12 protein-coding genes are annotated in these 13,636 nt (G+C 56.8%); 9 read left to right on the top strand and 3 right to left on the bottom strand.

Annotated features, from left to right (window positions below):
- Positions 1-20 precede the first annotated feature (20 nt).
- Positions 21-635 carry a 5-formyltetrahydrofolate cyclo-ligase gene (locus FDP13_RS09380; protein ID WP_033575838.1) on the top strand — a complete coding sequence of 205 codons (615 nt, stop codon included), beginning with the start codon at positions 21-23 and terminating at the stop codon, positions 633-635.
- A gap of 32 nt (positions 636-667) precedes the next feature.
- Here FDP13_RS09380 and nadR read toward each other — a convergent pair whose 3' ends face one another.
- The 3 genes from nadR to serB form a co-directional block, all read right to left on the bottom strand.
- Complete coding sequence (gene nadR, locus FDP13_RS09375) at positions 668-1,924, bottom strand: multifunctional transcriptional regulator/nicotinamide-nucleotide adenylyltransferase/ribosylnicotinamide kinase NadR (protein ID WP_015847915.1); 1,257 nt, start codon at positions 1,922-1,924, stop codon at positions 668-670.
- A 71-nt stretch (positions 1,925-1,995) separates the two neighbouring features.
- A complete protein-coding gene (radA, locus tag FDP13_RS09370) occupies positions 1,996-3,381 on the bottom strand; it encodes a DNA repair protein RadA (protein ID WP_015847914.1) in 1,386 nt (461 codons plus the stop codon).
- 65 nt (positions 3,382-3,446) lie between these two features.
- Complete coding sequence (gene serB, locus FDP13_RS09365) at positions 3,447-4,424, bottom strand: phosphoserine phosphatase (RefSeq protein WP_015847913.1); 978 nt, start codon at positions 4,422-4,424, stop codon at positions 3,447-3,449.
- A gap of 126 nt (positions 4,425-4,550) precedes the next feature.
- Here serB and FDP13_RS09360 point away from each other — a divergent pair, with 126 nt between their 5' ends.
- The 8 genes from FDP13_RS09360 to FDP13_RS09320 all read left to right on the top strand — a co-directional run bounded on the left by FDP13_RS09360 (position 4,551) and on the right by FDP13_RS09320 (position 13,456).
- Positions 4,551-5,231, top strand: coding sequence for a YtjB family periplasmic protein (locus FDP13_RS09360; protein ID WP_015847912.1), 681 nt, complete (start codon positions 4,551-4,553; stop codon positions 5,229-5,231).
- A gap of 376 nt (positions 5,232-5,607) precedes the next feature.
- The gene (gene prfC / locus FDP13_RS09355) at positions 5,608-7,197 is read left to right on the top strand and encodes a peptide chain release factor 3 (RefSeq protein WP_143839292.1); all 1,590 of its coding nucleotides are present in this window, start codon (positions 5,608-5,610) and stop codon (positions 7,195-7,197) included.
- A gap of 357 nt (positions 7,198-7,554) precedes the next feature.
- On the top strand, positions 7,555-8,211 hold the full coding sequence (osmY, locus tag FDP13_RS09350; RefSeq protein WP_143839291.1) for a molecular chaperone OsmY: 657 nt from the start codon (positions 7,555-7,557) through the stop codon (positions 8,209-8,211).
- Between the two features lie 139 nt (positions 8,212-8,350).
- Positions 8,351-8,539, top strand: coding sequence for a stress response protein (locus FDP13_RS09345; protein WP_027713212.1), 189 nt, complete (start codon positions 8,351-8,353; stop codon positions 8,537-8,539).
- Between the two features lie 99 nt (positions 8,540-8,638).
- A complete protein-coding gene (locus FDP13_RS09340; protein ID WP_033575861.1) occupies positions 8,639-9,421 on the top strand; it encodes a TatD family hydrolase in 783 nt (260 codons plus the stop codon).
- Positions 9,422-9,865: 444 nt separating this feature from the next.
- Positions 9,866-10,585, top strand: a complete 720-nt coding sequence (locus FDP13_RS09335) for a 4'-phosphopantetheinyl transferase (protein ID WP_143839290.1) — start codon at positions 9,866-9,868, stop codon at positions 10,583-10,585.
- Positions 10,586-10,618: 33 nt separating this feature from the next.
- A complete protein-coding gene (locus FDP13_RS09330) occupies positions 10,619-11,371 on the top strand; it encodes an SDR family oxidoreductase (RefSeq protein ID WP_143839289.1) in 753 nt (250 codons plus the stop codon).
- Between the two features lie 366 nt (positions 11,372-11,737).
- Entirely contained in the window at positions 11,738-13,456 is a 1,719-nt protein-coding gene (locus tag FDP13_RS09320) for a methyl-accepting chemotaxis protein (RefSeq protein WP_015847905.1), read from the top strand.
- Positions 13,457-13,636: the final 180 nt, after the last annotated feature.

Raw genomic sequence — 13,636 nt, 5'->3', positions numbered from 1 at the left:
TTGCATGACAGTGACTGCGCATGAATTCAGCCGGTGCTTCTTCCGATCTCTCTAGCGTTGCATCGTTACGCCAACACATTCGTCAGCAGGTTCGTCAGCGTCGTCGCGCGCTCAGCCCTGAACAGCAAGCGTTTTTTGCCCATCAGGCGGCTGAACGGGTGATGGCGAATACGCGTTTGGCTGATGCCGCACGCGTCGCGGTGTTTTTGTCGTTTGACGGCGAGCTGAATACCCGGCCATTGATCGACGCGTTATGGCAACGGCAAAAACAGGTTTACTTGCCGGTGTTGCACCCGTTTTGCGCCGGGCATCTGCTGTTTCTGCGCTATGCACCGGAAACGGAACTGGTGTGGAACCGGTTAAAGATTCAGGAACCGCGGCTGGATGTACGCGACGTATTGCCGGTTGAACAACTGGATGTACTGCTGACGCCGCTGGTGGCGTTTGATGCCGCCGGGCAACGGTTGGGCATGGGCGGCGGTTTTTATGACCGCACGTTGCAACACTGGCGCGCGCGCGGTCCTTATCCTATCGGGCTGGCGCATGACTGCCAGCAGGTAGAGGCGTTACCGGTGGAAAGCTGGGACGTGCCGTTGCCGGAAATCATCACGCCTTCTCAGCACTGGCGCTGGTAACGCGAGTTGCGAGTCTGTGAGCGGCGGCGAGGTTAGCCTACCGCTGGTATCGGTGTTTGCTGGTCGTGACCGAGCATCTGTTGCACCAGCTCCACGCAGCGCAGAAAACGGCTGTCGTAGTCGGATTCGGTGACATGAACGTACGGCACGTCATTTTCCGCCAGCATATTCTTGAGCACATCCTGAAACGCTTTGCGATCCGCCGCGCTGCCAAGACTGCGCAAGCCATCCGCCACCCAGGGGGTGTTGTTTTCCAGCAGAATCACCAGATCAAAGCGGTACTCTTCAACCAGCGCCTGCACGAACGGGTGTTCACGGCCTTCATACTTTTTGCAAAACGCCTGCGTAGTGATGAAATCGGTATCGATAAACGCCACCTTGTTGGCGTATTTCACAGCGAAATCAATGTACTGAGCCTGGCCGAGGGCGATTTTGTCGTAATCCGAATACTGTAGCGCCATTTCGTCGCCGCCCAGATGGGAGAACACGTAATCCCGGCCGTATTCCCAGGCGCTGGTGGTGTTGAAAATATTGGCTAATTTGTTGACCATCGTGGATTTGCCGCTGGACTCTCCCCCCAGAATTGCCACGGTGCGCACGAAGAACGGCTTCACCTCGGTGGGGATATACTCCCAGTAGCGGAACGGGTCCTGGCGGATCTGTGCGCCGCTGATGCTCATAAAGGAGCGCTTCGGGTCGATCAGTACGGTTTCAATGCCGAGGTGTTCTTTGTACTGCGGCGCGTCCTGCTCTTCACTGGTATAGACGTATTGAGGATCGATACCTTTTTCCGCCATGAATTGTTTGATGCCGCGGCTCCACACGTCCCAGCCGTGCGGGTAGGGTTCCATGCCCTGTTCGTTGAAGGCATGAATATGGATATTTTTCTGATACTTGAAGGTTTGCAGCAGCCAGCGCAGGCGATCGCTGACGGTGGGTTGTTGCGACATGGAGCTGTGTTCAAACAGCAGGCGGTCGCGCGGTTCATCGTAGCCCAGAATCACGTGCAGTTCGTCCACCTGGCTGCAAGCGCGCTGAATCAGGTAAATGTGGCCGGTATGCAGCGGGTAGAACTTGCCGAACACCACGCCGATGCTTTTTTGCTGATAAGGGAATTCCAGCCCCAGGAAGCGGTGCAGCGACTCGAGTTTCTGCGCGCTGGGACTCTTGATTTTGGCATTGAGCAACTGGCTCAAATAGCCTTTGGTCATACCCGCGGCGTCGGCGACCTGTTGCAGGGTGCAGCCTTTTTGTCTGATGGCTGTTTTCAGGTAATCGTAGGGGGACATGGTCTGATACTCCGATGTAGCGGATAACGCTCTGCCATATTAACGTTCCGGCAAGTAAAGCCTAATGGAAATTACAGATCATCCAGGATCGCCAGTGCGTCCGAGAGTTTTTTCGCGCCCATCACCTGCATATTGGCGGGCGGTTTTTTCGGCATATTGGCAAACGGCACGATAGCGCGCTTAAAGCCATGTTTGGCGGCTTCGGTGATACGCTCCTGGCCGCTTGGCACCGGGCGGATTTCACCGGCCAGCCCGACCTCGCCGAACACCACCAGATCCTGCGGCAACGGCCGATCGCGGAAGCTGGAGACCAGCGACAACAGCAGCGCCAGGTCGGCGCTGGTTTCCGTGACCTTGACGCCGCCCACCACGTTGACGAACACGTCCTGATCCGACATCTGCAACCCGCCGTGACGGTGCAGCACCGCCAGCAAGATAGCCAGACGGTTCTGTTCCAGCCCGACGGCGACCCGACGTGGATTCGCCATCATCGAGTGGTCCACCAATGCCTGAATTTCCACCAGCAGCGGCCGGGTGCCTTCCCATACCACCATCACCGAACTGCCCGACGTGATTTCATCGCCCCGGCTCAGGAAAATGGCGGACGGATTATTCACTTCCCGCAGCCCTTGCTCGGTCATGGCGAATACGCCCAGTTCGTTGACGGCGCCAAAACGGTTTTTGTGGCTGCGCAGGGTGCGGAAACGGGAATCGGCGTCACCGTCCAGCAGTACCGAACAGTCGATGCAGTGTTCCAGTACTTTCGGGCCGGCCAGCGAACCGTCTTTGGTGACGTGGCCGACCATGACGATCGCCACGCCGCGGGTTTTGGCGAAGCGCGTCAGGTAGGCGGCGGTTTCCCGCACCTGCGCCACGCTGCCGGGAGACGACTGGATATCCGCCAGATGCATCACCTGAATGGAGTCGATCACCATCAGTTTCGGCTGTTCCTGCTCGGCAATCAGGCAAATCTGCTCAATGCTGGTTTCCGACAGCATATTAATGTGCTGGGCGGGCAAACCGAGGCGGTGGGCGCGCATCGCCACTTGCTGGAGGGATTCTTCGCCGGTGACGTACAGGGTTTTCATCTGTTCGGCCAGCTTGCACAGGGTTTGCAGCAACAGGGTACTTTTACCGGCGCCGGGGTTACCGCCTATCAGGATCGCGCTGCCGGGCACCACACCGCCGCCCAGTACCCGATCGAACTCCTGAAAACCGGTGGAAAAGCGCGGCAACGCTTCCAGGCTGATGTCAGAAAGTTTCTGCACCCGGCTGACGCTGCCGCTGTCTCCGGCGTAACCGGAGAAACGGTCGCTGCGTGATGAAGAGGACGCGGCGGCCAGGCGCACCTCGGTGATGGTATTCCAGGCGTGGCAGGCACTGCATTGCCCTTGCCAGCGTGGGTAGTCGGCCCCGCATTCATTACAGACAAAGGCGCGTTTGACGGCTTTGGCCATGAATTCCCTCCTGTTTACTGCGCTGGCTTTTTTACTGCGTGTTATCGCCGGTTGTATGCTGTGGCTCAGCTCTTTTCATGCCGCAGGCTGCCGCTGAGAATGCACAATACGCCGGTCAGGTCGGCATGGCGAATGCTGACCGCGCTCTGTTCGTTAACCTTGGGTTTGGCGTGATAGGCAATGCCCAGCCCGGCTGCTTTGATCATCAACAGATCGTTGGCGCCGTCGCCGATGGCAACGGTTTGATGCGGTGGGATCGCCAGCTTTTCCGCCAGTTGACGCAGCGTATCGGCTTTGTATTTCGCATCGATGATGGGGCCTGTCACTTCACCGGTCAGTTTGCCGTCGCGCATCCCCATTTCGTTGGCGACCGCCGCCACCAGCCCGAGTTCATCACGCAGATAGTCGGCGAAATAGGTGAAGCCGCCGGACGCGATGGCCAGATGCCAACCCGCCTCCTGCAACTGTTTAACCATGTTTTTCAACCCCGGCATCAGCGGCAGCGTTTCCCGCACCTGACGCAGAATATTGGCGTCGGCGCCTTTCAGCGTGCCGACGCGCTGGCGCAGGCTGGCGGCAAAATCCAATTCGCCGCGCATGGCGCGTTCGGTCACTTCCGCTACCAGCTCGCCGGTGCCGGCCAGTTTGGCGATTTCATCGATACATTCGATTTGGATGGCGGTGGAATCCATGTCCATCACCAGCAGGCCGGGCGAACGCAAACTCGGCCTATCGCCCATCGGCGCGACATCCAGCCCCAGCTCGTGAGCGACTTTGGTGATGCGCGGCGTCAGAGTGCCGGCCAACCGCACCACTTGATAGTCGTCCACGCTCCAGGCGCTGACAACCACCAGCGGATCATCCAGACGGCGCTGGATACGGGATAACAGATATTTGTCGAGCACATCGCCATACATCAACCAGCCGGTATTGCCGGCGCGGTAGTCGAGCGGCATGACTTCATCGTCACTCAGCGATAGCGGTAAATTTGGCCAGCAGTTGATCTCATCGGGCAGATCGCTATAGGTCAAACGGTTCGACATGGGTTAAATATCCTTTCCTGCGGGTAGTGGCATGACGGGGTGGATGGTCACAAATCAACGCAACAAGCTATCCTATCGCCAACGCTTCTGGCAACATGAAAGTATCCAAATCGCGCAGGTATTCCCATGGTTCGGGCCCGGATTAAATTTCGCTTACATCGCACGGTCATTGTGCTGATCTGTCTGGCGCTGCTGGTCGTTTTACTGCAAGGGGCGTCTTATTTCAGCCTGAGTCATCAGATGGCGCGTTCCGAGCAAGTAGAGGAGCTGGCGCGTACGCTGGCGCGGCAGGTGGCATTTAATCTGACGCCGTTGTTGGAAAGCAACGTCGATAACAGCAGCAAAATTGAGGAAACGTTGCAGCAACTGACCGATCACAGCCGTATTCTCGATGCTGCCTTATACTTACAGGATGGCACGCTGGTGGCTCATGCGGGCGAGCAGGTCGCCGTGCGTGACCGGCTGGCGCTGGACGGGAGCCGCGCCGGCAGCTACTTCAATCACCAACTGGTGGAACCGCTCAACAGTAAAGAAGGGCCGATCGGTTTTCTGCGTATTACGCTTGATACCCATGTGCTGGCGACCGAAGCCCGTCAGGTGGACAACACTACCAACATTCTGCGGTTGATGATCCTGATGGCGCTGGCGATAGGGATTATTTTGGCCCGAACCCTGTTGCAGCATCGCCGTTCCCGCTGGCAACAATCGCCTTATCTGCTGACAGCCAATGCGTCGGTTCAGGATGATGAGCCCGCCAATGACGATCACCCGGCCGTGCCGGACGACAATAAAACCCATCAACCCTGAGGTAAGGCTTGCCGGTCACCGACGTCGCGTCGCCACCATAAACAGGCGCGGGTAGGTCGTTTGCGTTACCTCCGCCGTGTTTCCGTGATGATTGATTGTGCCGGGCCGCTAAATCGGAGAAAATGCTGCGCTTATCCATCTGTCGCTTCGATGCCTGTCACTTAAGCCTGTGTGGGGGAAAACGCGTGTAAAAGTGCTTAGAGGAATCTTTCAGCCGTTCGGCCGCGCTTACCGCGTGCCCTGATGGCTTAACTGATTGGCATCAGACAGGTTTATCTGTCTCTGTTTTCTATTTTGTCTGGTGCGGCATTCCTTATGTGATGAGTTATCACGTGGTGGGTGCTGGCGCCTCACTAGCTAAAGAAGCCTGAATAACATGTCTCCAAGTGAATACGCCCGCGAAGTCTCGAAACGTCGGACATTCGCCATTATCTCTCACCCTGACGCCGGTAAAACCACCATTACGGAAAAAGTGCTGCTGTTCGGACAGGCGATTCAGGTCGCCGGTACGGTCAAAGGGCGCGGCTCCAACCAGCACGCCAAATCCGACTGGATGGAGATGGAAAAACAACGTGGTATCTCGATAACCACCTCGGTGATGCAGTTCCCTTACCGTGAATGTCTGGTCAACCTGCTGGATACCCCAGGGCACGAAGACTTCTCGGAAGATACCTACCGTACGCTGACCGCCGTCGACTGCTGTTTGATGGTGATCGACGCCGCCAAAGGCGTTGAGGACAGGACCCGCAAGCTGATGGAAGTGACCCGTCTGCGCGATACGCCGATCCTGACGTTCATGAATAAACTCGACCGTGATATCCGCGACCCGATGGAATTGCTGGACGAGGTAGAAAACGAGCTGAATATCGCCTGTGCGCCGATTACCTGGCCGATTGGCTGCGGCAAGCTGTTTAAAGGCGTGTACCACCTCTACAAAGACGAAACCTATCTTTATCAGAGCGGTGTGGGGCATACCATTCAGACGGTGCGCATTGTCAAAGGGCTGGATAACCCGGAGCTGGATCAGGCGGTCGGTGAAGATCTGGCGGCGCAGTTGCGCGAAGAACTGGAACTGGTGAAAGGCGCATCGCACGAATTCGACGGCGATGCGTTCCTGAATGGCGAGCTGACGCCGGTGTTTTTCGGTACGGCGTTGGGTAACTTCGGCGTCGATCACATGCTGGACGGGCTGGTATCCTGGGCGCCGGCGCCGATGCCGCGTAAGACCGACGCACGCGTGGTCAGCGCCGACGAAGAAAAATTCACCGGCTTTGTGTTCAAGATTCAGGCCAACATGGACCCGAAACACCGTGACCGCGTGGCGTTCATGCGCGTGGTGTCCGGCCGCTATGAAAAAGGGATGAAGCTGCGTCAGGTGCGTACCGGTAAAGACGTGGTGATTTCGGATGCGCTGACGTTCATGGCCGGCGATCGCTCCCATGTGGAAGAAGCCTATCCCGGCGATATTATCGGCCTGCACAACCACGGCACCATTCAGATTGGCGATACCTTTACTCAGGGCGAAGATCTGAAATTCACCGGTATTCCCAACTTTGCGCCGGAGCTGTTCCGTCGTATCCGCCTGCGTGACCCGCTCAAGCAGAAACAGTTGCTCAAGGGGTTGGTGCAGCTTTCCGAAGAGGGCGCGGTGCAGGTGTTCAGGCCGCTTATCAACAACGACCTGATCGTCGGTGCGGTCGGGGTGTTGCAGTTCGACGTGGTGGTCGCGCGCCTGAAAACCGAATACAACGTGGAAGCGGTGTACGAATCGGTTAACGTCTCTACCGCCCGTTGGGTTGAGTGCGGCGACGTGAAGAAATTCGAAGAGTTCAAACGTAAGAGCGAGCTGAATCTGGCGCTGGATGGCGGCGACAACCTGACGTATGTAGCACCGACGATGGTTAACCTCAATCTTGCGCAGGAACGTTATCCTGACGTGAAATTCCACAAAACCCGCGAGCATTGATCGCCGGTTTGCCGCCCACGCCGTCTGGCGTGGGCGCGCTTTTCGTATTAGCCAATCATCAGATAGGCGCTGAGTAGTCAGTGCATTGCCGGCTTTTTCCCGTTGTTTTCCCGCCACAGACAAATCCGAAATCACCGCTTGCCGCGCTCCCGGCGCTGGGCTTTTGACTGCCGTTGTCTATAGTTAACGCTGTGTTACTTTTTTGGTTTATTTAACTTTTACCTTGTTCAATAGCAGCTTGTTGTTTTTATTTTATTGGATTGAATGACTGAATAATCTGATGTCGGTGTGGCGAAACGTTCCGGGTTGAGCGTCGTCGCCAGGGTGAAGCCGGCTACAACGATAAGGAAGGTATCGATGAAAAAGACCAAGATTGCACTTTCGACGAAATATGTCTTTTCGGCTCAACATGCACTTTCACTGGCGGCGGTATTACTGGGTACGGTGCTGATGAGCGGCCAGGCTCAGGCGGAGCAGGAAACGCTGGTTCAGCAGGCGCAGCGCATCGCGGATACGGCCGGTAAAAAAATCGATAGCTCCATACAACAGGCCACGAACTATGTGGATGACAGCACTCTCACGGCCAGGGTGAAAAGTGCGCTGATGAAAGATGAAACGCTCGACAGCAACGATATTTCCGTCGCTACCCACGATGGTGTGGTGACGCTCAGCGGTTTTATCGCCAGCCAGCAGATGGCAACCAACGCGGTGAAAATCGCCGCCCAGACCGAGGGTGTAAAATCGGTTAGCGATAAGTTGCAGATCAAAGACGGCAGTGGCGTGCAGTCGGTTACCGGGTATGCAGACGACGCGCTGACCACCAGCACCATCAAAGCCAAACTTCTGGCGGATGACATCGTGCCCTCCCGTCACGTTAAGGTGGTCACCCAGGATGGTGTGGTGCTGTTGACCGGTCAGGTGGCGAATCGGGCGCAGGCCGATCGGGCGGAGGCCATTGCCAAGGCCGTAAGCGGCGTCAAAAGCGTGAAGAACGAGCTGACGGTGAAATCTTAAGCGTCGTCCCCGCCAGTGAGTTCTTCTGGTCATTGAGGCCGGGTCCATACGTTTGTCATATTGCGCCGTCACACTATTTGCGTCGTCACATTATCGGCGTGGTTGTTCTCCGACGTTTGACTGGCAGGGGGTCATCATGATGAATCTGGATGTCGCTATTGGCAGATGGAAGCAATGGAAGGGATGCCTGTGGGAGCTGTGGGCCGAGTGCGTTGACAGCGATGGCGCCTGGGTATCGGGAAACCACGATTTTCTGGCGGGTGTGATGCAGGAATATTACGGAAAAGAGCAGGACAAGGTATCCTCGGAACATGATGGCGTGCATTGAGGATAGCCCTTGCCCACTGATTCTTTCTCCGACGCGGTATCCGCTAACGTAACGACGGCCAGCGAGCCTGATCGCCGGCAGGCGGCGGCCGTTGGTTTTATTGATACCCATTGCCACTTTGATTTTCCCCTGTTTGCCGACGATGCGGCCGGCAGTCTGGCGCTGGCGGCGCAGGCAGGCGTCGGCCGCCTGATTGTACCGGCCGTGGCCGCCGAGCATTTTGACCGGGTCATGACGCTGAGTCGGCGTTGGCCTGCCTTGTACGCCGCGTTGGGGCTGCATCCGCTGTATATCGCCGGACATCAGGAGGCGCACCTGGCTGAACTGGCATCGTTACTGGCCCAGGCACATCCCCGGTTGGTGGCGGTGGGGGAGATTGGTCTGGATTTATACATGCCGGAACCACAATTCGAACGCCAGAAAGCGTTTTTGGGCGCACAACTTAAGCTGGCGGACAGACATGATCTGCCGGTTATCCTGCATTCTCGCCGTAGCCATGACCAGCTGGCGCAGATGCTGCGTCGTTATCCACTTGCTTGTACCGGCGTGGTGCATGGCTTTGCCGGCAGTTACGATCAAGCCATGACGTTTATTCGTCTGGGTTACTATATCGGTGTCGGCGGCACGATCACCTACCCCCGCGCCAACAAGACCCGTCAGGCGATTGCGCGCCTGCCGCTCGACCGGTTGTTGCTGGAAACCGATGCACCGGATATGCCGGTGTGCGGATTTCAGGGGCAGCCCAATCGCCCGGAGCGGATTACCGCCGTGTTCGACACCTTGTGTGAGTTGCGCCCGGAATGGCCGCAGGTCATTGCAGGAACTCTGCTTGCCAACACACTGCGGTTGTTTCCCGGGTTGCAATCACCCGCATCGCCCTAATCAGCCTGCCGTCAGACGGCATCGTTTTTATTCCGGTCTTATTTTCTGGTTTGTCACGGCTGGCGCTTATCGCATTAATTGCTTTACTTAACGCTATTCCCGACGGCGTTGCCCGGCTGGCTCATCGTATCGGCGTGGCGTGATATCGCCTGACGCGCGATGGTTGCTATTCTGGCTGACACGGTTAGGCTATTGGCGCTGTTGCGTCAGGATATCGCCCGTTTCGGGTTGGAAGCGGCGTCGGCGGGCAGGTAAACGGATAGTTTGGCGGATAAATTGCCCCGTTGAGCGTCGGTATCGCCGGTTTCTTTCCGGCGCTGGCATAACCCTCGTCGGTGTTTTACCGGTTGCATTGGATTGACAGGCCGTTGGTGAAACATCGTCTTATTTTACCGGGTGGACGGAGAGGTAAACGATTCGCACCCGGCCGCAGAGTGCAGTGACATGTTTTCTTCATTTATTAAAGATATTGAGTGGTTAACGATTTATCAGGCCGGGAATACGGCCGTTTACCCTGGACATTGCGCTCGCTGCCATTTTGATTTGTCGGCATACCGTGATGAGTTGTTCGCTGTGGCGGGCCTTCCCGTGCCGGCGGAGATTGCGCGCTCGGTGCCGAAACGTCGCGCCGAGTATCTGGCGGGGCGTTATCTGGCGCAAACGGTGCTCTCCCGACTCGGCGTGGCGGGGTATGTGCTGACCAGTGCGCGCGATCGCTCGCCGCAGTGGCCGCAGGGGATCGCCGGTTCCCTGAGCCATAATGCCGACAGCGTGCTGTGCGCCGCGCATCCGTGCAATCAGGCGATGACGTGCGTGGGGCTGGATATCGAAACCCGGATGAGCGCCGAGCGTGCCGACAATCTGTGGCCCGGCATCGCCGACGAGATTGAGTACGACTGGCTGCACACCCACGATCCGATCAGTTTCGCCAGTATGCTGACGCTGAGCTTTTCGGCCAAAGAGAGCTTGTTTAAGGCGCTGTATCCACAGGTGAAACGTTACTTCGATTTTCTGGATGTGCGTATGGTCGAGCTGGATACCGTGCAGCAAACGTTCACGCTGCAACTGTTGATCGATCTGTCGCCCGATTACCTGATGGGGTGCCGCTTTTCAGGGGCTTACCAACTGCGGGAAAGCGATATCACCACGTTTCTCTTTAACTGAATGCCATAACCCGCAAAGCAGGGAGCGATGAATATGAACATGACGGGCAACACGATACTGATTACCGGAGGTGGGTCCGGCATTGGGCTGGGGCTGGCGGCGGCATTTTACCGGCGAGGTAATCAGGTGATCATCGCCGGGCGGCATGAAACGACGTTGCGGCAGGCGGCGGCGCTTTTCCCCGGCATGGTCTGGCGTGTGCTGGATCAGCGTGATCCGCTGGCCGTCAGCGCATTTGTCGCCCAACTGACGCAGGATTACCCGGCACTCAATGTGCTGATCAACAACGCGGGTATCCAGCGACATGAAGACCTCACCCAGCCGGATCCGCAACTGATCAACGACACGATATCGACCAATCTGCTGGGGCCGCTATGGTTAACCAGCGCATTAACGCCGCATCTGCTGGAACAATCACAGGCGGCGGTGCTGAATGTGACGTCGGAACTGGCGTTTTTGCCGCAGGCCCTCACCCCGACGTATTGTGCCAGTAAGGCCGCGCTGCATTCTTACACCGAGGCCCTGCGCTGCCAATTGCGGCAAACCTCGGTCCGGGTGGTCGAGATTATTCCGCCTTGGGTACAAACCGGTTTGCAGGGCGCCCACGGTTATGACCCCCGGGCGATGCCGCTGCCGGATTTTATTGATGAAACGTTGGCCTTGCTGTCACAACAGCCGCAGTTGGATGAGATAGTCGTTGATCGTGCGCGTGCATTGCGGTTTGCCGAGCGTGACGGGGTGTATGCCGAGCGCTTTTGGGCATTCAATGTCGAGCCGGGGAGCTGACGGCTAAAACAGCCGTCGTCACGTCATAGCCTTTGGGGCGATGAATATCTCCGCCTGTCGTCCTGCCGTGATGTGGTATCAAAATGTAATATTTAATGTTTTTTGATGTATTTGGGGCTGTGCGCTTGCCAGAAATTTAGCCCCCCGGCCGTGGTAATTTTCCTGCAATGCTACGGTGATTTTATTTTTCCTATTTAAAATTAACGAATTAATATTCGTGAAATTCTCGCTATCTTGCCCGCGTATGCGATTTTCGCTGATCTCTTTTACTTTACATTGACTAATCTCTGAGGTTAACACGCCGATAACCAATGTAATGTTTTGTATAACTTTAGCGATCACGTGCTCTCTGAAAGGAAAAAAATAATGCATACCACAGCCCTGCCTTCCTCGTCGTCTGGTGTGAGTTCCTGGCACCATTGGCGGCTGATGCCGATGTTCAGTTCGATCATCGGCGTCATCCTGATCCTGTTCGCGCTGGCGATAGGGTTTTCGGTTCATTTCCTGATGCGCAGTAACAGCTCCCTCAATGACGTGACGGCGGAAATTCAGGTTCGTCTGGGGGTATCCAACAGTTCCAACCACTTGCGTACTGCCCGGCTGATGTTGATTCAGGCCGCGGCGGCAGCCAAAGAGGGAGATAAAGACACCGCCAACAGCAGTATCCAGCAGGCGGAAGGACGCCTGAAGCAATCGGCGGATAGCTTCGCGGCTTATCAGAGCCGTGAAGTTAAAACGCCGGCGGACCTGGCGCTGGATGATGCGCTGCAACAGCGCTACAACGACTACGTCAGCAATGGCGTCAGGCCGATGCTGGAGGCGGTGAAAGCCGGCCGTTACGACGATGTGGTGGCTATCGAATGGAAACAGACCCGCAAACTTGATCTTGCCTACAATGAGGTGTTGCTGAAAGTGGTGGCGATCCGCACTCAGCGGGCGGAAGCGCTCAACAGCGAGGCGCAGCAGGAGTCGGTATTTGGTTACAGCGTGATGGCCGCCAGCTTTGTGGTGGCGGTGCTGGTGTCGTTGTTTACCTACCTATGCCTGCGCCGGGTGATTATCAACCCGATGCGGGCGTTGGTTGAACGCATCGAGCATATTGCTTCCGGCGATCTCACCATGCCGCTGGCGCAATGGGGACGCGGTGAAATCGGCCAGTTGGGCCACTATTTGCAAAACATGCAGCAGTCGCTGGCGCGCACCGTCAGCAATGTACGTCACGGGGTTGAGGCCATTTATCAGGGGATTACTGAAATTTCCGCCGGTAACAGCGATCTCTCCTCCCGTACCGAAGAACAAGCCTCTGCGCTGGAGCAGACTGCCGCCAGTATGGAACAACTGACGTCCACGGTGCGCCATAACGCCGACAACGCTAACCATGCCAGCCAACTGGCGGGTAATGCTTCCGGCAAGGCCCGACAAGGCGGCGAACTGGTGGGCGGCGTGGTGAAAACCATGGGCAACATCCACCAGAGCTCAAAAAAGATTTCTGAAATTACCAACATTATTAACGGGATTGCCTTCCAGACGAATATTCTGGCGCTTAACGCGGCGGTAGAAGCAGCGCGTGCCGGCGAGCAAGGGCGTGGTTTTGCGGTGGTGGCGGGCGAGGTGCGTTCTCTGGCGCAGCGCAGCGCCCAGGCGGCCAAAGAGATCGAGGGGTTGATCACCGAATCGGTGGCATTGGTGGAAACAGGCTCCGATCAGGTCAGCCGCGCCGGGGAAACGATGCAGGATATCGTCGACGCCGTGACCAGTGTGACGGACATTATGGCGGAGATTTCGGTGGCATCGCAGGAGCAGAGCAAAGGTATCGATCAGGTAGGTCAGGCGATTAACTCTATCGATAACGTTACCCAGCAGAATGCGGCGTTGGTAGAGCAGGCGACCGCGGCGGCGACGTCACTGGCTGAACAGGCCGCCGGCTTGAACGAGGCGGTGTCGGCGTTCCGTATCGACGGTATGGAGCGTCAGCCTGCGATGAGTCCGGCATCCCGTTCTGCGGCGGCTCACACTGCGCTGCCCAAAACGCTCTCCGGCGCAAAAAAGGCGAAAACCAGCAACGAGGACTGGGAAACGTTCTGAGTGACTGAGGTGAAAAAATAGTAACGGGTAGCCGGCGGCTACCCGTTTTTTTTTTGCGTGAACGTTTTTTTCAGTGAAAAGCCGTCGATAAACAGGTTATACCCGACTGAAATGAAGCCGGAATAAAACAGGGCGAAATGTTCCTTAATACGAACGAATTCGCTCCGGGCGAATAATAGC

This window comes from Dickeya sp. ws52 (genome assembly GCF_007210685.1).
Lineage (GTDB): Bacteria > Pseudomonadota > Gammaproteobacteria > Enterobacterales > Enterobacteriaceae > Dickeya > Dickeya chrysanthemi.
Note: the sequence above shows the minus strand (reverse complement) of the source record. Positions and strands in the feature narration are given on the sequence as shown.